Source organism: Streptomyces sp. NPDC034085 (genome assembly GCF_055575555.1).
Window position 1 is genome coordinate 736,085 of sequence record NZ_JBVISL010000002.1, and the last position, 18,269, is coordinate 754,353.

The 18,269-nt window shown below is 72.6% G+C and carries 18 protein-coding genes; 8 read left to right on the forward strand and 10 right to left on the reverse strand.

The features are described from left to right. The first annotated feature begins 30 nt into the window (after positions 1–30). Entirely contained in the window at positions 31–867 is an 837-nt protein-coding gene (locus ACZ501_RS08795; protein WP_361603549.1) for a carbohydrate ABC transporter permease, read from the forward strand. A 6-nt stretch (positions 868–873) separates the two neighbouring features. Continuing rightward, complete coding sequence (locus ACZ501_RS08800) at positions 874–2,373, forward strand: glycoside hydrolase family 3 protein (protein ID WP_468793498.1); 1,500 nt, start codon at positions 874–876, stop codon at positions 2,371–2,373. A gap of 63 nt (positions 2,374–2,436) precedes the next feature. On the opposite strand, the gene nagB is transcribed toward ACZ501_RS08800, so the two are convergent. Continuing rightward, positions 2,437–3,222, reverse strand: coding sequence for a glucosamine-6-phosphate deaminase (nagB, locus tag ACZ501_RS08805; RefSeq protein ID WP_361609809.1), 786 nt, complete (start codon positions 3,220–3,222; stop codon positions 2,437–2,439). A 650-nt stretch (positions 3,223–3,872) separates the two neighbouring features. Between nagB and ACZ501_RS08810 the strand changes: the two genes are divergently transcribed. Then, positions 3,873–5,342 (forward strand): sensor histidine kinase, encoded by a 1,470-nt coding sequence (locus tag ACZ501_RS08810; RefSeq protein ID WP_361609807.1) that lies wholly within the window; start codon positions 3,873–3,875, stop codon positions 5,340–5,342. 159 nt (positions 5,343–5,501) lie between these two features. Here ACZ501_RS08810 and ACZ501_RS08815 read toward each other — a convergent pair whose 3' ends face one another. After that, the gene (locus ACZ501_RS08815) at positions 5,502–5,759 is read right to left on the reverse strand and encodes a WhiB family transcriptional regulator (RefSeq protein WP_004937597.1); all 258 of its coding nucleotides are present in this window, start codon (positions 5,757–5,759) and stop codon (positions 5,502–5,504) included. Between the two features lie 320 nt (positions 5,760–6,079). Continuing rightward, a complete protein-coding gene (locus ACZ501_RS08820) occupies positions 6,080–7,045 on the reverse strand; it encodes a diacylglycerol/lipid kinase family protein (RefSeq protein WP_361609805.1) in 966 nt (321 codons plus the stop codon). A gap of 85 nt (positions 7,046–7,130) precedes the next feature. Between ACZ501_RS08820 and ACZ501_RS08825 the strand changes: the two genes are divergently transcribed. After that, a complete protein-coding gene (locus tag ACZ501_RS08825; RefSeq protein WP_361609803.1) occupies positions 7,131–7,574 on the forward strand; it encodes a hypothetical protein in 444 nt (147 codons plus the stop codon). Between the two features lie 40 nt (positions 7,575–7,614). On the opposite strand, the gene ACZ501_RS08830 is transcribed toward ACZ501_RS08825, so the two are convergent. The 3 genes from ACZ501_RS08830 to ACZ501_RS08840 all read right to left on the reverse strand — a co-directional run bounded on the left by ACZ501_RS08830 (position 7,615) and on the right by ACZ501_RS08840 (position 9,563). After that, on the reverse strand, positions 7,615–8,568 hold the full coding sequence (locus tag ACZ501_RS08830; RefSeq protein WP_468793501.1) for an RNA polymerase sigma factor SigF: 954 nt from the start codon (positions 8,566–8,568) through the stop codon (positions 7,615–7,617). Between the two features lie 41 nt (positions 8,569–8,609). Beyond that, positions 8,610–9,023 (reverse strand): ATP-binding protein, encoded by a 414-nt coding sequence (locus ACZ501_RS08835; RefSeq protein ID WP_030012703.1) that lies wholly within the window; start codon positions 9,021–9,023, stop codon positions 8,610–8,612. A 279-nt stretch (positions 9,024–9,302) separates the two neighbouring features. Continuing rightward, on the reverse strand, positions 9,303–9,563 hold the full coding sequence (locus ACZ501_RS08840) for a UBP-type zinc finger domain-containing protein (protein ID WP_361609798.1): 261 nt from the start codon (positions 9,561–9,563) through the stop codon (positions 9,303–9,305). Between the two features lie 56 nt (positions 9,564–9,619). On the opposite strand from ACZ501_RS08840, the gene ACZ501_RS08845 reads away from it, so the two are divergent. Then, positions 9,620–11,203 carry a Na+/H+ antiporter gene (locus ACZ501_RS08845; RefSeq protein ID WP_361609796.1) on the forward strand — a complete coding sequence of 528 codons (1,584 nt, stop codon included), beginning with the start codon at positions 9,620–9,622 and terminating at the stop codon, positions 11,201–11,203. A gap of 276 nt (positions 11,204–11,479) precedes the next feature. Here ACZ501_RS08845 and ACZ501_RS08850 read toward each other — a convergent pair whose 3' ends face one another. The 4 genes from ACZ501_RS08850 to ACZ501_RS08865 all read right to left on the reverse strand — a co-directional run bounded on the left by ACZ501_RS08850 (position 11,480) and on the right by ACZ501_RS08865 (position 14,821). Then, positions 11,480–12,373, reverse strand: coding sequence for a 1-aminocyclopropane-1-carboxylate deaminase/D-cysteine desulfhydrase (locus tag ACZ501_RS08850; RefSeq protein ID WP_361608715.1), 894 nt, complete (start codon positions 12,371–12,373; stop codon positions 11,480–11,482). 13 nt (positions 12,374–12,386) lie between these two features. Further along, positions 12,387–12,977 (reverse strand): N-acetylmuramoyl-L-alanine amidase, encoded by a 591-nt coding sequence (locus ACZ501_RS08855; protein ID WP_361608713.1) that lies wholly within the window; start codon positions 12,975–12,977, stop codon positions 12,387–12,389. Between the two features lie 92 nt (positions 12,978–13,069). Next, positions 13,070–14,269 (reverse strand): globin domain-containing protein, encoded by a 1,200-nt coding sequence (locus ACZ501_RS08860; protein ID WP_468793504.1) that lies wholly within the window; start codon positions 14,267–14,269, stop codon positions 13,070–13,072. Between the two features lie 102 nt (positions 14,270–14,371). Continuing rightward, positions 14,372–14,821, reverse strand: coding sequence for an RrF2 family transcriptional regulator (locus ACZ501_RS08865; RefSeq protein ID WP_468793507.1), 450 nt, complete (start codon positions 14,819–14,821; stop codon positions 14,372–14,374). Positions 14,822–15,033: 212 nt separating this feature from the next. Here ACZ501_RS08865 and ACZ501_RS08870 point away from each other — a divergent pair, with 212 nt between their 5' ends. The 3 genes from ACZ501_RS08870 (at position 15,034) to ACZ501_RS08880 (ending at position 18,239) form a co-directional block, all read left to right on the forward strand. Further along, complete coding sequence (locus ACZ501_RS08870; RefSeq protein ID WP_361608707.1) at positions 15,034–16,440, forward strand: family 2B encapsulin nanocompartment shell protein; 1,407 nt, start codon at positions 15,034–15,036, stop codon at positions 16,438–16,440. Next, on the forward strand, positions 16,440–17,486 hold the full coding sequence (locus tag ACZ501_RS08875; RefSeq protein WP_468793509.1) for a family 2 encapsulin nanocompartment cargo protein polyprenyl transferase: 1,047 nt from the start codon (positions 16,440–16,442) through the stop codon (positions 17,484–17,486). Before ACZ501_RS08870 ends, ACZ501_RS08875 begins: the two co-directional genes overlap by 1 nt. A gap of 150 nt (positions 17,487–17,636) precedes the next feature. After that, positions 17,637–18,239, forward strand: coding sequence for a GNAT family N-acetyltransferase (locus ACZ501_RS08880; protein WP_361608703.1), 603 nt, complete (start codon positions 17,637–17,639; stop codon positions 18,237–18,239). Positions 18,240–18,269 lie beyond the last annotated feature (30 nt).

Consider the following 18,269-nt stretch of genomic DNA (forward strand, 5'->3'; position numbering starts at 1 on the left):
ACCACCGCCCCGAACAAGCCCGCGCAGCAGCTGCGCACCCGCCGGCCGGTGCGCCCCGCGGCCGTCGTCAAGAACCTGGGCGCGCTGCTCCTCGCCCTCGTCTTCGTCTTCCCGGTCTACTGGATGTTCTCCTCGGCCCTCAAGCCGAACAGCGAGATCCTCACCAAGGACCCGGTCTTCGTCTTCACCCCCACCCTGGACAACTTCACCAAGGCCACCGGCGTCGACCTCTTCTGGACGTACGTCACCAACAGCATCGTCGTCACCGTCGGAGCCGTCCTGCTGGCCCTGCTCGTCGCCCTGGCAGCGAGCTTCGCCATCGCCCGGATGAAGTTCAAGGGCCGCAAGGGCCTGGTCCTCGGCGTGATGATGGCCCAGATGGCCCCCTGGGAGGTCATGGTCATCGCGATGTACATGATCGCCCGCGACGCCGAGACGCTGAACAGCCTCCCGCTGCTGACCGCCATCTACTTCGCGATGGTCCTCCCCTTCACCATCTGGACCCTGCGCGGCTTCATCGCCGCCGTCCCGGTGACCCTGGAGGAGGCCGCGCAGATCGACGGCTGCACCCGCGGCCAGGCCTTCCGCAAGGTGATCTTCCCGCTGCTGGCCCCCGGGCTGATGTCCACCTCGCTCTTCGGGTTCATCACGGCCTGGAACGAGTTCGCGATGGTCCTGATCCTCAACAAGGACAAGGCCGCGCAGACCCTCCCGCTGTGGCTGACCCAGTTCAAGACCGCCTTCGGCAACGACTGGGGCGCCACCATGGCCGCCTCCTCGCTCTTCGCCCTCCCGGTCCTGGTGATCTTCATCTTCCTCCAGCGCAAGGCCGTCGGCGGCATGACCGCCGGCGCCGTGAAGGGATAACGGCCCATGACAGTCCTTGCGCACCGCGCCACGGCGTCCGGTTCCGACGACGCCCTGACCCGCGACGCCCTCGCCGTCCTCCAGCCCGGCTTCGAGGGCACCACCGCCCCCGCCTGGCTGCTGCGCCGGGTCGGCGAAGGCCTGGCCTCGGTCGGCCTGTTCGGCCGCAACATCGACTCGCCCGAACAGCTCGCCGCGCTCACCGCGCAGCTGAGGGACGTACGGGACGACGTGCTCGTCGCCATCGACGAGGAGGGCGGCGACGTCACCCGCCTGGAGGTCCGCGGCGGCTCCTCCTTCCCCGGGAACCTGGCGCTCGGCTCCGTCGACGACACCGCCCTGACACGCGACGTCGCCCGCGAGCTGGGCCGCCGCCTCGCCGAATGCGGGGTCAACCTCAACTGGGCCCCGTCCGCGGACGTCAACTCCAACCCCGACAACCCGGTCATCGGCGTCCGCTCCTTCGGCGCCGACACCGCGCTCGCCGCCCGGCACACCGCCGCGTACGTCGAGGGGCTCCAGGCCGCCGGCGTCGCCGCGTGCACCAAGCACTTCCCGGGCCACGGCGACACCAACGTCGACTCGCACCACGCGCTGCCCCGCATCGACGCGGACCTGGACACCCTCCAGGCCCGCGAGCTGATCCCGTTCAAGGCGGCCGTCGAGGCCGGCACCAAGGCCGTGATGAGCGCCCACATCCTGGTGCCCGCCCTCGACCCGTCCCGCCCCGCCACCCTCAGCCCGCAGATCCTCACCGGCCTGCTGCGCAAGGAGCTCGGCTACGAGGGCCTCATCGTCACCGACGGCATGGAGATGAACGCCATCGCCGGGACGTACGGCATCGAGCGCGGCTCGGTGCTCGCCATCGCCGCCGGCGCCGACGCCATCTGCGTCGGCGGAGGCCTCGCCGACGAGGCGACCGTGCTGCGCCTGCGCGACGCACTGGTCGCCGCCGTACGCGAGGGCGTGCTCCCGGAGGAGCGGCTCGTCGACGCCGCCGCCCGGGTGCGCGCCCTCGCCGAGTGGACCAGCCGGTCCCGGCCGGACGCGCCGCGGGAGGGGAGCGGCGCGTCCGGCATCGGCCTCACGGCGGCCCGCCGCGCACTGGCCGTCACGGGCCGGCGGGCCGCGGTGTCCATGCCGTACGTTGCCACGCTCGCGCCCGTCGCGAACATCGCGGTGGGCGACGAGACGCCGTGGGGGGTGGCCGCGGAGCTGGCCGAGCTGGTGCCGGGGACCGTCGCGGGCGTCTACCCCGAGGGCTGCGCCGCCGCCGACGTGCTGGCGGCCGCGGGGGACCGGACGGTCGTCGCGGTGGTCCGCGACGCGCACCGCCACCCCTGGATGACGCGGATCCTCGACGCGCTGGTCGCGGCCAGGCCGGACACGGTGGTCGTGGAGATGGGCCTGCCGCGCGCCGAGCCGCGCGGGGCGCTGTACATCGCCACGCACGGGGCCTCCCGCGTGTGCGGCCGGGCCGCCGCCGAGGTCATCGCCGGGCGGTAGGCGGACGGGAGAAGGCCGGGCCCCCGTGGAGGGGGGCCCGGCCTTCTCTGCGTACGGGGGCTGCTAGAGGCCCTGCCAGACGGGCTTGTCGGCGTAGGTGTGGCGGAAGTAGTCGGCCAGCTTCAGCTTCGAGGCGGCCGCCTCGTCCACGACGACGGTGGCGTGCGGGTGCAGCTGGAGGGCGGAGGCCGGCACCAGTGCGGACAGCGGGCCCTCCACGGTCTGGGCCACGGCCTCGGCCTTGCCCTCGCCGGTGGCCAGCAGGACCAGGTGGCGGGCGTCGAGGATGGTGCCGATGCCCTGGGTGATGACGTGGTGCGGCACCTGGTCGATGTCGTCGTCGAAGAAGCGCGCGTTGTCCACGCGGGTCTGCTCCGTCAGCGTCTTGATGCGGGTGCGGGAGGCCAGCGAGGAGCAGGGCTCGTTGAAGCCTATGTGCCCGTCGGTGCCGATCCCCAGCAGCTGGAGGTCGACCCCGCCGGCGGCGGCGAGGGCCTGGTCGTACGCCGCGCAGGCCGCCTGGACGTCCTCGGCGGAGCCGTCGGGGCCCATGAAGGAGGCCTCGGTCAGGCCCAGCGGCTCGACGACCTCGCGGAGCACGACCGCCCGGTAGGACTCGGGGTGCCCGGCCGGCAGGCCGACGTACTCGTCGAGCTGGCAGATCCTGGCGCGGGAGGCGTCGACCGCGCCGGCCTCCACCTTGGCGGCGAGGGCCTCGTAGACGGGCAGCGGGGTGGAGCCGGTCGCCACGCCCAGCAGGGCGTCGGGCTTGCGGCGGAGCAGGGCGGCCATGGCCTCCGCGATGAGCTCGCCGCCTGCCTTGGCGTCCGGGACGATGACAACTTCCACGCTGGACCTGCCGATCTGAGAGGAGGGGTTGGGGCGCTTGTGGTATAGACCAATCTAGCAGAGCCCCGCCTGCGGAAGGCGGCCTTCCGCCCCTCTTCCATGGTGGGGGGTCCGGCGGGACGGGGCAGGCCGGAGAGGGCGCTGAAGAGGGCGCGCGCAAAGGGGTCGCGGCAGGGGCGCGCAGCGGAGGCGCGGGAGGCCTGGGTGATGTCCGGGAGCCGGATCGGGGCGGCGGAGCCGCGGCGAGCGGGCGGCGGGAGTCGCGGGCGGTGCGCGCACCGCGGGGGGAGATCCGCACGCAAGAAGGATTCCTCTGGGCCACGGTGCAGGGCGGGACCCTCAACCCACCCGGCACCGTAGCCCGGAGTACTCACGGCCGTAGGGTGTGCGGTGCCCGGCGGCCGTTGGGAGGTGCCTGCGCGGTCAGGGCAGAACGCGCGGGAACCTCGCTCCGTCCTCCTGTGCGGGGAGGGCGGAAGTCTGAGTCAATTGTGGACTAGACCAATCTGTCCTGTCCATCCAATGGCGGGCCCTACCGACCCGTCACTTCCTCCAACAGTACGCGGACTGTGGCCGTCCTGGATACTCCTGGGTATTCGCCGTGGGGAAAGTCATCCCCGTACCCGGGGTACGCTCGCAAGGTGCCCTCCATGAACGACCTCGTACGCCAGCACACCGCTCTCAGTGAAACCGACCTGGAGTGGCTCCACCTGCTGGTCTCGGAGTGGCAGCTGCTCTCCGACCTGTCCTTCGCCGACCTCGTGCTCTGGGTTCCCACCCTCGACGGCACCCGGTACGTCTCCGTCGCGCAGATGCGGCCCAATACCGGCCCCACCTCCTACCAGGACGACATGGTCGGCCACCTGGTGCCCCGCGGCCGCCGCCCGCTCCTCGACGCCGCCCTCGACGAGGGCCGCATCGTCCGCGAGGGCGACCCGGAATGGCGCGAGGAGGTACCGGTCCGCGTCGAGTCGATCCCCGTCCGCCGCGAGGGCCGGGTGCTGGGCGTGATCGCCCGCAACACCAACCTGCTCACCGTGCGTACACCGAGCCGACTGGAGCTGACCTACCTCCAGTCGGCCTCCGACCTCGCCCAGATGATCGCCGCGGGTGCCTTCCCCTTCCCCGGCCAGCAGGTCGACATGGACGCCTCCCCGCGCGTCGGCGACGGCCTGATCCGGCTCGACGCCGACGGCGTGGTGACGTACGCGTCGCCCAACGCGCTCTCCGCCTACCACCGCCTCGGCCTCGCCGCCGACCTGGTCGGCCAGGACCTGGGCAACACCACCGCCGAACTCGCCCCCTCCCGGGGCCCGGTGGACGAGGCGCTGGTGAAGCTCGCCAGCGGCTGGGCCCCGCGCGAGACCGAAGTCGAGGGCAACGGCGGGGTCATCCAGCTGCGCGCCATCCCGCTCAAGCCCAAGGGCACCCGCATCGGCTCCCTCGTCCTGTGCCGCGACGTCACCGAACTCCGCCGTCGCGAACGTGAACTCATCACCAAGGACGCGACCATCCGGGAGATCCACCACCGGGTGAAGAACAACCTCCAGACCGTGGCCGCCCTGCTGCGGCTCCAGGGCCGGCGGATGGATTCCCCCCAGGCCCGCGAGGCGCTCAACGAGGCGGTGCGCCGCGTCGGTTCGATCGCGATCGTGCACGAGACCCTCTCCCAGAACCTCGACGAGCGGGTCGAGTTCGACGAGATCGCCGACCGCGTGATCGCGATGGTCGCCGAGATCTCGCCGGGCAAGGTGGAGTGCCGGCGCCTCGGCCGCTTCGGGATCCTCGACGCGGAAGTCGCCACTCCGCTGTCGATGGTGCTGACCGAGATCCTCCAGAACGCCCTGGAGCACGCCTTCACCCACGGGGAGGGCGGCACCGTCGAGGTGTCGGCGAGCCGCTCCGGCACCGGCCGCGCCGACTCCCGGCTGCTGATCACCGTGGTGGACGACGGGTCCGGCCTGCCGGAGGGCTTCGACCCCCAGCGGGCCGGAAACCTCGGGCTGCAGATCGTACGGACCCTCGTGGAGGGCGAGCTCGGCGGCACCTTCGACATGGTCCGGGCCGAGCCGCGCGGCACCCGGGTCGTCCTCGACGTCCCGGCCAGCCCGCAGAAGTAGCCGCGACGGCCCGTCACGGAGGGTGACGGGCCGGTCGGTGCCCGCGCCCCCCACAGCACTGAGCCCCGGACCGGGGGTTCCCGGTCCGGGGCTCAAGAGCACGTTGCTGAGCGCTTGTGTGGGTACTACGCGCTGCGGCTCGAGGCTCGAAAGTCGATGTCAGGCGGTGGCGTTGCGCGCCCGATTGCGGGCGGCGCGGCGCTTCATGGCGCGGCGCTCGTCCTCGCTGAGACCGCCCCAGACGCCGGAGTCCTGACCGGACTCGAGCGCCCACTGCAGGCACTGCTCCATGACGGGGCAGCGGCGGCAGACGGCCTTGGCTTCCTCGATCTGCAGCAGCGCAGGACCGGTGTTGCCGATGGGGAAGAAGAGCTCCGGGTCTTCCTCGCGGCAAACGGCGTTGTGACGCCAGTCCATGGCTGCTCCATCTCCTTGTATTGCGAACAGGTTGCTTGTGAATGTGAACGCTTTCACGAATCCCCCCGTGAGGGAAGGGCCGACGCCCAGTCGCCTGGTGCGGTCCGAAGATTCGTGGAGGGGTTCTGGCGGTCTGTGTGGGTGCCGGGTTGTGCGGGCTGTCCCGATCGCCATGTAGAGATTCGCAAACCTCGGACGGGGATACAACCCCTTCCGGAAAGTTTTTTTGGATTCGTCGGTGTCTACTAGGTCACAGCCCTAGTTCCTGGGGGTGGACTGGCGTGTAAACGTTCGACTGAAAGGACTTTGGGCCCTTCCACTCACACAATCACACGCAGTGCACGGCGTACGCCTGTGAACCGAACGCTGGTACGCAGCCCGAGGTGATCGCCGTCCATCTGGAAAGGGAGCGGAACCTTCGAATGCAAGGTGAAGTCGGTCAGATCGTGCAGAGACACCGCGTGCTTGCCGTGCGGGCCCCGCTCAGGAGTCGAGGTCAGGAGCTGTGTGGCGTAGCGCGCGACGGCCGGAGTTGACAAACGGTCGAGCGCCAATACGTCAAGTGCGGTATCGAACGACGCCTCCGGAGAGGCGTACAGGGGCCGGTTGCCCAGGTACGTCCAGGGGGAGGTGTTGCAGACTATCGACAGCACCAGATCCGCCACCGGCTCCGCGCCGGGCTGCTCCAGCGTGATCGTCCCGTGCCGCCGGTTGGGCTCCTCCCAGAACTGGCGCATCAGCTGCCGCACGTACAGCGCGTGGGTCGAACGCTTGCCGCGCTCCCGCTGCTGCTCGACCCGCCCCACCACGCCCGCGTCGAAACCGAAGCCCGCGCAGAACGTGAACCAGCGCGCCGGAACCGATTCGTCCTCGGTACCCGGGACGCCGGCCGCGAGCCCCAGGCCCACCGTCCGCTCGCGCTTCTCCCGCAGCGCGTCCAGCAGGGCGCCCGTCGCCTCGACCGCGTCGTTCGGCAGCCCGAGCGCGCGGGCGAACACGTTCGTGGACCCGCCCGGGACCACCGCCAGCCCCGGCAGCCCCTGCGGATCGGGGCCGTCGTGCAGCAGCCCGTTCACGACCTCGTTGACGGTGCCGTCGCCACCCAGGGCCACCACCAGGTCGACCCCCTCGTGCGCGGCCCTGCGCCCCAGGTCGCGGGCGTGCCCCCGGTACTCCGTGGTCACCGCCTCCAGCTTCATCTCGCTGGCCAGGGCGTGGGTGAGGACGTCGCGCGTGCGCGCACTGGTCGTCGTCGCTGCTGGGTTGGCCACGAGAAGTGCACGCATGAGCGCCAGAGTACCCACCCCTCTCCATGCCGCCCATACCGGACCGTACCGTCCGGGCCCGAGGGCGCGGGGATACCCTGCTGGGGTGAGCAAGAAGCCGACCGCCCAAGCCCCCGCCGCCCCCGAGCCCGCAGCGCTGCCGGGCCGGCTGACCGCCGCCGCGGCACTGACCGCGCTCGAAGGCCTGGCCCTGGCCGGGCTCGGCGTCTCCCTGCTGTTCGTCGGCATCGCCGGCGACCCCGACTCCCCGCAGCAGGCCGAGACCGGTGGGCTGACCCTGCTCGCCCTCGCCGCGCTCCCGCTGATCGCGGCGAACGGGCTGCGCCTGGGCCGCCGCTGGAGCCGCGGCCCGGCACTGATCACCCAGCTGATGGCGCTGCCGGTGGCGTGGACCCTGTGGACCACCGGCGGGGCGATGACCGCCGCGGCCGTGGCCCTGGCGGTGGCCGCGGTGGCCGTCGCCGCACTGCTGGTGAACCCGACGGCGACCGAGGCCCTGGGCATCGGGCCCGCGGACCGGGCCCGATAGCCTCCCGCTCCCTCCCGCGACCCCTCGGCCCGAACCCGGCCTACTCCTCGACGAGGAGCTTCTCCCGCAGCTGCGCCAGGGTGCGGGCCAGCAGCCGGGAGACGTGCATCTGCGAGATGCCGACCTCCTGCGCGATCTGCGACTGGGTCATGTTGCCGAAGAAGCGCAGCAGCAGGATCCGCTTCTCCCGCGGCGGCAGCCCCTCCAGCAGCGGCTTGAGCGACTCGCGGTACTCGACGCCCTCCAGCGCCTCGTCCTCCGAGCCCAGGGTGTCGGCGACCGCCGGCGACTCGTCGTCGGTGTCCGGCACGTCGAGGGAGAGCGTGCTGTAGGCGTTGGCCGACTCCAGCCCTTCCAGCACCTCCTCCTCGGAGATCCCCAGCCGCTCCGCCAGCTCGTGCACCGTCGGGGACCGGCCGTGCTGCTGGGACAGCTCCGCCGTGGCCGTGGTGAGCGAGAGCCGCAGCTCCTGCAGGCGCCGGGGCACCCGTACCGCCCAGCCCTTGTCGCGGAAGTGCCGCTTGATCTCACCCACGACGGTGGGGGTGGCGTACGTGGAGAACTCGACCCCGCGGTCCGGGTCGAACCGGTCCACCGACTTGATCAGGCCGATGGTGGCGACCTGCGTGAGGTCGTCCAGCGGCTCGCCGCGGTTGCGGAAGCGCCGTGCCAGGTGCTCGACCAGCGGCAGGTGCATCCGCACCAGCCGGTTGCGCAGCTCCGCCCGCTCCGGGGATCCCTCGGGCAGCCGGCGCAGCTCGAAGAACAGGGCCCGCGCACCGCTGCGGTCCCGCGGATCCGGCAGCGCCAGGGGCACCGCCGGCACCTCCGGGGCCTCGGCCTCCGGTGGCAGGGGTTGGTCGTGCTGGTTCTCGCTCACAGGGCCCGCCCGTCGCTCCGCCGAGTCCAAAAAGCCGTCTTCCGCATCCGCGTCAGCCGGGTGCGGCCGGGCGTGCTGCTGCTCCGGGATGCCGCCGTCGACCTCGTGCCTCACCCGGGGCCGATCCCCGCCCCGCACCGGGATCTCCCCGCCGCTCACGCCGGGCCTGGCCCCGCGCCGCGCTGTTTGTAGAGGCTGATGCTCACTGTCCTGTTCTCCTCGACCGTCGCCTCGACCTTGCCGGCCAGCGCCGACAGGACCGTCCACGCGAACGTGTCGCGCTCCGGCGCCCGCCCGTCCGTGGTCGGGGCGGAGACGGTCACTTCCAGCGAATCGTCGATCAGCCGGAAGACGCAGCTGAGGACGGAGCCCGGCACGGCCTGCTGGAGCAGGATCGCGCAGGCCTCGTCCACCGCGATGCGGAGGTCCTCGATCTCGTCGAGGGTGAAGTCCAAACGTGCCGCGAGACCGGCCGTGGCCGTTCGCAGCACAGACAGGTAGGCACCCGCAGCCGGCAGCCGGACTTCGACGAAGTCCTGGGTCCCGGGCTCGCCTGCGATCTGGGACACCCTCACCTCCAAGGTGGTACGAGCTCTGTTCGCCGGTGACGCTATCGCGATCCGGGCAATCGTGTCGCGGCACCCCCTCGTGGCGCCCACTGGGGGGCGACCGGGCCGACCCGCCACGTGCGGTGACTCATGGTAAGTCCATGGGTACGCACAGTGGCTAGAGGTCTGCGGGCCCAAATCGGGGGAACCGGCGGAGGGTTGACCTACCCCGCTCCGGACGATCGAACCGTCGGCCTCCGACGGTCGACGTGTCGTCCACACGGGGTCGAGCCGCGGGCCTCAGACGATCGAGCCGTCCACGAAGCACCAGCGCCACGTCTCGCCCGGCTCGAAGCTCCGCATCACCGGGTGCCCTGTCTCCTGGTGGTGCGCGGTGGCGTGCCGGTGCGGGGACGAGTCGCAGCACCCCACGTACCCGCACCCCAGGCACATCCGCAGCTGCACGGGATGACTCCCGAGCGCTTCACATTCCGGGCAGGTCAGCGCATGCGGGACAGGCTCGGGGCGCGGCAGTTCGGCAACGTGGGTGCACTCGCTCATGATGGCCAGGTTACGGCCAGGGTGCGGGTACGCGATGTGGTGAGGGTGGATCGTCGATGGAGGTATTGCCGCTGGTGGCGCTGGTGGCGGGGAGCGCCGCCGTGGCGGGGGCGGCCCGGCGCACACCCGTGCCCGCGCCCCTGCTGCTGGTCGCCGCGGGGCTGATCGCGGCGTACGTGCCGGGGGTGCCCTCGTACGCCCTCGACCCGCACATCGTGCTGCCGCTGCTGCTCCCGCCGCTGCTGCACACGGCCGCGGTCGACAGCTCCTACCTGGACCTGCGCGCGAACGTACGGCCGGTCGCGCTGCTGTCGGTGGGCTACGTGCTCTTCGCGACGCTGGCCGTCGGGTACCTGGCGTACCTGGTGGTGCCGGGGCTGTCGCTGCCGGTGGCGCTGGTGCTGGGCGCGGTCATCGCACCGCCCGACGCGGTCGCGGCGACGGCCATCGCGCGCAGGCTCGGCCTGCCGAACCGGATGACGACCATCCTGCAGGGCGAGTCCCTGGTGAACGACGCCACCGCCATCACCGCCTACAACGTGGCGCTGGCCGCCGCGGTCGGGGTGAGCGCCGGCTGGGCGGGCGGCATCGTGGAGTTCCTGCTGGCGTCCGTGGGCGGGGTCGGCGTCGGGCTGCTGCTGATGGTCCCCATCCACCAGCTGCGCAAGCGGCTGCGGGAACCGCTGCTCCAGAACACGCTGTCGCTGCTGATCCCCTTCGTGGCGTACGCGGCGGCGGAGCGGGTGCACGCGTCGGGGGTGCTGGCGGTGGTGGTCGTGGCGCTGTACCTGGGGCACCGCAACTGGCAGGTCGACTTCGCGACGCGGCTCCAGGAGGAGGCCGTGTGGAAGGTGGTCGCCTTCGTGCTGGAGTCGGTGGTCTTCGCGCTGATCGGGCTCCAGCTGCCGGTGGTGCTGAAGGGGCTGGACGAGTACGAGGGGGTGGCGGCGGCCTGGTACGCGGTGGCGGTGTTCCTCGCGGTGGTGGTGGCGCGCTTCGTGTGGGTGTTCCCGGCGACCTTCGTACCGCGGTGGGTGTCGGAGCGGATCCGGCACCGGGAGCCCGACACCGACTGGAAGTCCCCGATGATCGTGGGGTGGGCCGGGATGCGGGGGGTGGTGTCGCTGGCGATCGCCTTCTCCGTGCCGATGGGCGTGCCGCACCGGAACCTGATCCTGTTCCTGACCTTCACGACCGTCATCGGGACGCTGGTGGTGCAGGGGCTGACGCTGCCGCCGCTGATCAGGGTGCTGAAGCTGCCGCCGAGGGACACGCAGGCGGAGACCCTGGCGGAGGCGCAGGCGCAGAGCGAGGCCTCGCGGGCGGCGGAGGAGCGGCTGGCGGAGCTGCTGGAGGAACCGGCGAACAGCACCCTGCCGCCGCCGCTGGCGGACCGGCTGCGGACGGTGCTGGAGCGGCGGCGCAACGCGGTGTGGGAGCGGCTGGGGGAGGTCAACCCGGTGACGGGGGAGTCGGCGGACGACGTCTACCGGCGGCTGGCGCGGGAGATGATCGAGGCGGAGCGGGAGGTGTTCGTGACGCTGCGGGACCGGCGGCGGATCGACGACGAGATGCTGCGGGGGCTGCTGCGCCGCCTGGACCTGGAGGAGGCGGCGGCGTATCGGGAGAAGTCGCCCTGACCCTTGCCCTGGGCGGGCGGGGTGTGGGTGTCGGTGTTGGCCCGTTGGGCGGGGGGTGGGTGGCGGGGTGCCGTGGGCCGGGGCCGGGCCCGGGGTGGGGTGTCGTCCGGGACGGGCTTCGATGTTCGGCGCCTGTTCCGGGTGTGCCTGATGGGCGGTACGGCGCGCCGAATTCATCTCGTTTTAGTCCCGGACGACACCCCACCCCGCCCCCGACCCCTCCGTTGAGTGCCCAACCCAGCCCCGCAGGCGTTTGAGGCGCGGGCAGGACCGGGGTTATGGGCTGCCCGTGATGACGGCCGTCAGGGTGGTGCCGCGGGCGAACGCCCCGGACGCGGTCAGCGCCGCGAGGGCCCACAGCAGCTTCGCCACGTAGATCCGCTCCACGGCGACCCCGTGCCGGGACTCGAAGTCGGCGGCGAAGGCGTCGAGCGCCGCCGGGACCCGGGCGTAGCCGCCGTGGTCGAAGCCCTCCGCGAGGGACCAGTCGCCGGCCGGGCCGCCGAAGGCCAGGGTCTGGAGGGAACGTATCTCCGCGCCCAGGAAGCCCCCGGCCAGCACCGGTACGCCCAGTGCCCGCTGGCCCGGGGCCAGCCCCGCCGCGAGGCCGGCCAGGGTGCCTCCCGTACCGCAGGCCACCGCCGCCACGTCGCAGACGCCCCGCAGCTCGCGGCCCAGCTCGGCGCAGCCGGTGAGGGCCGCGGCGTTGCTGCCGCCCTCGGGGACGACGTACGCCCCCGTCGCGCCGGCGGCGGCCAGGAGGCGGGCCCGGGTCCCGGGCTCGGCCTTGCGGCGGTAGTCGGAGCGGGTCGCGAAGTGCAGCCGCATGCCGTCCGCCGCGCAGCGGGCCAGGGAGTCGTTGAGGGGGCGGCCGGCCAGCTCGTCGCCCCGGACGATGCCGACCGTCCCCAGGCCGAGCAGTCGGCCGGCGGCCGCCGTGGCCCGGAGGTGGTTGGAGTAGGCGCCGCCGAAGGTGGCGATCCGGTCGTGGCCCTGCGCGAGGGCCGCCCGGAGGTTGGGGGCGAGCTTGCGCCACTTGTTGCCGGGCAGCTCCGGGTGGACGAGGTCGTCGCGCTTGAGCAGGAGCCGTACCCCGTGCGCGGTGAAACGCTCGTCGGCCGCCTCGACGAGGGGGGACGGCGGGCGGGGGCGCAGTTCGGGGCGGGTCACCCGACCATTGTCGTCACTTCAGCCGGTCGGCGACGCGGCCCCGGAGCCAGTCCATGGTGAAGCCGGCGGGGTCGATCTTGCCGGGCTGCCATTCGCGGTGGCCGAGCACGGAGCGGGCGCCCCAGCCGTGGACGCGGCAGACGGCGGCCGCCGCGCGGGTGATGGCGTCGAGCTGCACCGGCGGCCAGGGGTCGTCGCCGTCGCCGAGGTTCTCGCACTCGAAGCCGTAGAAGTACCGGTTGCCGTCGGTGTCGGCGCGGTGGTCCGGCGGGAGGCGCTTCTCCGCGATGACGGCGGCCAGGACGTCGGAGTCGCCGGCGCCGGCGTGGTTGGTGCGGCCGTAGCCGACGAGGTGGACCCGGCCGTCCTTGGTGATGACGCCGTGGCACAGCGGGCCGGGGAGGGCGGAGTCGCCGTCGCGGCAGAGCTGCACGGTGTAGGCGGTGCCGTGGGTGACGGTGTGGTGGATCATCACCCCGTGGACCGGCCCCCAGGGGCCCTTGTGGTTGCGGTTGCGGGTGCGCCAGGCGCCCACCTCCACGACGGTCAGGCCCTCGGCGCGCAGGGCCTGGATGAAGCGGTCCGCGGACATGGGTGCGGCCATGACCGCCTCCTTTCACCGTGTGTGTTCATTCCATTACTTAACGGTGTAGTGGAGGCGGCCCTTCCGCGGCTAGGGCGTCTTTCGGCCAGCCGTCAGGCCGAAGCCAGCCACAGGTCCGGGCCGAAGACCTCGTAGTGGATGTCGGCGGCCGGGACGCCCTTGGCGAGCAGCTGGGCGCGGACCGACCGCATGAAGGGGAGCGGCCCGCACAGGTAGGCCCGGGTGCCCGGGGCGACCGGGACGGCGGTGAGGTCGAGGAGGCCGGTGGAGTCGCCCGCCTCGGCTCCGGCCTCGTACCAGAAGCGGGCCGTGGCGTCGGAGAGCTTGTGGGTCAGGGCGCGGTGGTCCGAGCGCAGGGCGTGGTCGGCGGGGGAGCGGTCGGCGTGCAGCACCGTGACCGGGGCGGTGTGCCCGCTCTCGGCCAGGTGCTCCAGCATCGACAGCATCGGGGTGCAGCCGATGCCGGCCGAGGCGAGCAGGACGGGCGAGGCGTGGTCGCGCAGGACCAGGTCGCCGTACGGCGCCGAGACGCGCAGGGTGTCGCCGGCGTGGACCCGGGCGTGGAGGTGGTGGGAGACCTCGCCGTCGGGGCCGCCGCCGGCGGCCGGGCCGTGGACGCGCTTGACGGTGATCGTGCGGACGGGGGATCCGGGGGCGCTGGAGAGGCTGTACTGGCGGATCTGGCGGGCACCGTCGGGCAGTTCGACCTGGACCGAGACGTACTGGCCGGGCCTGAAGCCGGGGGCGGGGGTGCCGTCGGCGGGGGTGAGGTGGAAGGTGGTGCAGTCGGCCGTCTCCTCGGTCCGCGCGGCCACCGTCCACTCCCGCCAGACGTCCCCGGCGAGGACCTGCCGCTCGGCGTAGAGCCTCTCCTCGATGGCGCTCAGGGCGTTCGCCATCAGCCAGTAGACCTCGTCCCAGGCCTCGGCCACCTCCGGGGTGACGGCCTCGCCGAGGACCTCCGCGATGGCCTCGAAGAGGTGCCGGTGGACGACCGCGTACTGCTCGCGGGTCACGCCGAGGGAGGCGTGCTTGTGGGCGATGCGGCCCAGCATCACGTCCGGGCGGACGCCGGGGTGCTCCACGAGCTGGGTGGCGAAGGCGGCGATGGAGCCGGCGAGGGCCTGCTTCTGGAGCCCGGCGTTCTGGTTGCCGCGGTTGAACAGGTCCCGCAGCAGCGCCGGATGGGCCGCGAAGAGCTTCTCGTAGAAGAGCTCCGTGATGTCCGCGATGGCGGCGCCGACGGCGGGCAGGGTGGCGCGTACGGTCGCGGTCGACTTCTCGGACAGCATGGGGGCTCCTCGCTTAATTGGCATGACAGAGTCGTATTCAAGGGCTCGAGACGGCCCCGCCGTCATGCGGAAATCCGTTCGAAGGAGGGGGTGGGGGCGCGGCTAATCGGCCACTCGTCCGCCAGCCTTCGTGAGACCGAGGAGCACGGGCCCCGTGGGGGCCTCCACCAGCTCCTTCACGGTGACCGGGCCCAGTGCGGCGAAGAACGCCTCCTGCGCCCTGCGCAGCGCCCCGCGCAGCACGCAGGACCCGCGCAGCGGGCAGGGGGCCGCGCCGTCGCAGTCCACGACGTCGCCCGCGCCCTCCAGCTCGCGCACCAGCCCGCCGACCGACGCGGCGCGCCCGGCGGAGGTGAGGGCGAGCCCGCCGCCGCGGCCGCGCCGCGCCTCGACCAGCCCGAGATGCTGCAGCCTGGCCACCACCTTGGCGGTGTGGGTGTACGGGACCTCCATGCTCGCCGCGACCTCGCGGGTGGTGGGGAGGTCCGTGTCCTCGACGGCCAGGCGCATGAGCACGCGCAGCGCCAGGTCGGTGAATCGGGTCAGCCGCATGGGGGGCAGCGTAGGAAATTGGCATGGCAGATACAAATTAAGAGCGGGTGGCCGAAACCGGCCGGTCCGCGGGCGGAAGTCCGATGCGTTGGGCCTTTCAGGGTTCCCATCCCCCGGACGGAGTAGTCACACCCTTTTGTGTAGTGGTCCGGTCACACGGGGTGCTGGAAGGCTTCCGTCCCGCAGACCATGGAGTGATCGAAAGGAAAGACATGTCGGTCCAGGCAGGTTCCGAAGCCGAATCCCGGACACCGCAACGCAGTCTCGGGACCGCGGCCGCCCGGAACTTGGCAACCACGACCAAGTCCGCGCCGCAGATGCAGGAGATCACCTCGCGGTGGCTGCTGAAGATGCTCCCCTGGGTCTCGGTGCAGGGCGGCACCTACCGGGTCAACCGCCGCCTCAGCCATTCCGTCGGCAACGGCATCGTGGAGTTCGTCAAGACCGGCTCCCAGGTCCAGGTCATCCCCGCCGAGCTCGGTGAGCTGCCGCTGCTGCGCGACTACGGGGACGAAGAAGTCCTCACCGAGCTCGCCGCGCGCTGCCGCCAGATCGACTTCGAGGCCGGCGAGGAGCTCACCTCCTTCGGCAGCCCCTCCGACCAGGTCTTCCTGCTCGCCCACGGCCGCGTCGAACACATCGGCCCCGGCCCCTACGGGGAGGACGCGGTCCTGCGGACCGTCGCCGACGGCGCGTACTTCGGCGACTCCTCCCTCACCGACGAAGCGGCGATCTGGGAGTACACCGCCCGCGCGGCCACCCCCGGTACCGCGCTCGTGCTGTCCCGCCAGGACTTCCAGCTGCTCGCCGACCGGGTCGACTCGCTGCGGGCGCACGTGGACGACGTACGGACCCAGCCCGAGCAGCGCACCAACTCCCACGGCGAGGCCGCGATCGACCTGTCCGCGGGCCACGTCGGCGAGGCCGTGCTCCCCGGCACCTTCGTCGACTACGAACCCCGGCCGCGCGAGTACGAACTCTCCCTTGCACAAACGGTCCTGCGCGTGCACACCCGCGTCGCCGACCTCTACAACCACCCGATGAACCAGACCGAGCAGCAGCTGCGGCTGACGGTCGAGGCGCTGCGGGAGCGCCAGGAGCACGAGATGCTCAACAACCCCGCGTTCGGCCTGCTCCACAACGCCGACTACGACCAGCGCATCCAGCCCCACGACGGCGCCCCCAGCCCCGACGACATGGACCAGCTGCTCAGCATGAGGCGCGGCTCCAAGATGTTCCTCGCCCACCCCAAGGCCATCGCCGCGTTCGGCCGCGAGTGCAACAAGCGCGGCCTGTACCCGGAGGCGGTCGAGGTCGCCGGGCACAAGGTGCCGTCCTGGCGGGGCGTGCCGATCTTCCCCTCCAGCAAGATCCCGATCAGCGACGCCCGGACGACCTCCATCCTGTGCATGCGCACCGGCGAGGACGAGCAGGGCGTGATCGGCCTCCACCAGCCCGGGATCCCGGACGAGATCGAGCCGAGCCTGTCCGTGCGCTTCATGGGGATCAACGAGCAGGCGATCATCTCCTACCTCGTCACCGCCTACTTCTCCGCCGCCGTCCTGGTGCCGGACGCCCTCGGCGTCCTGGAGAACGTCGAGATCGGCCGCTGGCGCTGATGACCGCCAACGCCGTCGTCACGGGCGAGGGGCAGGAAGCGGCGGCCCTGCTGGAAGACACGAGAGAAACGGTCAACCCGGAGCTGCGCCGGGCCGTCGAGAGCCTGCCCGGTGCGATGCGCCGGGTGGCGGCGTACCACTTCGGCTGGGCGCGCGAGGACGGCAGCCCGGCGGCGGACGGCGCCGGCAAGGCCATCCGGCCGGCGCTCGTGCTCGCCTCGGCGCGGGCCCTCGGCGCGTCGCGGGACGCCGCAGGCGACGCCGTGCGGGCGGCGGCCGCCGTGGAGCTGGCGCACAACTTCACGCTGCTGCACGACGACATCATCGACCGGGACGTCCGGCGCCGCGGCCGGCCCACCGCCTGGACCGTCTTCGGGATGCCGGACGCGATCCTCGCCGGCGACGCCATGATGGCCCTCGCGCTGCGGCTGCTCGCCGAGGACCCGCACCCGGCCTCGGCGGCGGCCTCAGCCCGGCTCGCGGCCTGCGTCGTCGAGCTGTGCGAGGGGCAGCAGGCGGACTGCGCGTTCGAGGAACGGGCGCACGTCTCGCTCGACGAGTGCCTGACCATGGCGACCGCCAAGACCGGGGCCCTGCTGGGCTGCGCGTGCGCGCTGGGCGCGCTGTACGCGGGGGCCGGGCCGGAGGAGGTCGAGGCGATGGACGCCTTCGGGCGGGAGGCGGGGCTGGCCTTCCAGCTGATCGACGACCTGATCGGCATCTGGGGCGACCCCGGGCACACCGGCAAGCCTGTCGGGGCCGACCTGCTCGCCCGGAAGAAGTCCCTCCCGGTCGTGGCCGCCCTCACCTCGGGCACCGAGGCGGGGGAGGAGCTCGCGCTCCTGTACGCGGGCCCCCTGGCGGAGGACGACGTGTCCCGGGCCGCCCGGGCGGTCGAGCGGGCCGGCGGGCGCGACTGGGCGCAGGCCCACGCGGCCGACCGGATGGGCCGCGCGGTGCAGGAGCTGTCCCGGGCGGTGCCGGACCTGGCCGCGGCGGGCGGGCTGCTGGCGCTCGCGGAGTTCGTCACGCGGCGCACGAAATAGCGGGCCGCCCCCCGCGCGGGGCCGCGGAAGGGCCTGTTCCGGCGCTGCGGGGCGCCGGAACGGGCCTTTTCGCGGGCGGCCCGTGAGATCCGGTGCGGGCAACTCTAGGATCACTCGCGGTAGTTGACTCGTGAGTGAAGGGCAAGACCCGTGGTGCTGGAGATACGTCAGGCGGATCAGTCGGACCGGGACGCGGTCGCGCGCCTGTTGGACGAGGCCTTCCGCAACGACCCGGTGAGCAGCTGGGTCTTCCCGGACCCGGAGCACCGGGCCGCCGTGCACGGCAGGTTCCTCGGCGTGTTCGTGGACGTCGCGCTGGCCGAGGGCCGGATCGACTACGCGGCGGACGGCTCGGCGGCCGCGCTGTGGCTGCGGATCCCGGCGGGCGAGCCGGAGGGCGAGGCCGCCGAGGACGACGTGCCGGCGAAGATGCGCGCGGTGGCCGACCCGGACAACGAGCGGTGCGAACTGGTCGGGCGGCTGACGGGGGAGGTACACCCCACCGCCGAGGAGCACGAGTACCTGCTGATGATCGCGGTCGCGCCCGGCCGGCAGGGCGAGGGGCTGGGCACCGAACTGATCCGTCCGGTGCTGGAGCGCTGCGACCGGGACGGCGTCCCCGCGTACCTGGAGGCGAGCAGCGAGCGCAGCAGGGGACTGTACGAACGGCTGGGCTTCGCGTTCACGGGCGAGGCGGTGCGGCTTCCGGAGGGGCCCCTGATGTGGCCGATGTGGCGCAAGCCGCAGGGGTGAGGGCCGGCTCCGAGCAAAGGGGGGTTGGCA

Bases quoted from the DNA above. Each gene is read 5' to 3' on its own strand.
- ACZ501_RS08800 (WP_468793498.1), top strand. From the start codon at position 874: ATGACAGTCCTTGCGCACCGCGCCACGGCGTCCGGTTCCGACGACGCC.
- ACZ501_RS08810 (WP_361609807.1), top strand. From the start codon at position 3,873: ATGAACGACCTCGTACGCCAGCACACCGCTCTCAGTGAAACCGACCTG.
- ACZ501_RS08815 (WP_004937597.1), bottom strand. From the start codon at position 5,759: ATGGACTGGCGTCACAACGCCGTTTGCCGCGAGGAAGACCCGGAGCTC.
- ACZ501_RS08820 (WP_361609805.1), bottom strand. From the start codon at position 7,045: ATGCGTGCACTTCTCGTGGCCAACCCAGCAGCGACGACGACCAGTGCG.
- ACZ501_RS08840 (WP_361609798.1), bottom strand. From the start codon at position 9,563: ATGAGCGAGTGCACCCACGTTGCCGAACTGCCGCGCCCCGAGCCTGTC.
- ACZ501_RS08845 (WP_361609796.1), top strand. From the start codon at position 9,620: ATGGAGGTATTGCCGCTGGTGGCGCTGGTGGCGGGGAGCGCCGCCGTG.
- ACZ501_RS08855 (WP_361608713.1), bottom strand. From the start codon at position 12,977: ATGGCCGCACCCATGTCCGCGGACCGCTTCATCCAGGCCCTGCGCGCC.
- ACZ501_RS08860 (WP_468793504.1), bottom strand. From the start codon at position 14,269: ATGCTGTCCGAGAAGTCGACCGCGACCGTACGCGCCACCCTGCCCGCC.
- ACZ501_RS08865 (WP_468793507.1), bottom strand. From the start codon at position 14,821: ATGCGGCTGACCCGATTCACCGACCTGGCGCTGCGCGTGCTCATGCGC.
- ACZ501_RS08870 (WP_361608707.1), top strand. From the start codon at position 15,034: ATGTCGGTCCAGGCAGGTTCCGAAGCCGAATCCCGGACACCGCAACGC.
- ACZ501_RS08875 (WP_468793509.1), top strand. From the start codon at position 16,440: ATGACCGCCAACGCCGTCGTCACGGGCGAGGGGCAGGAAGCGGCGGCC.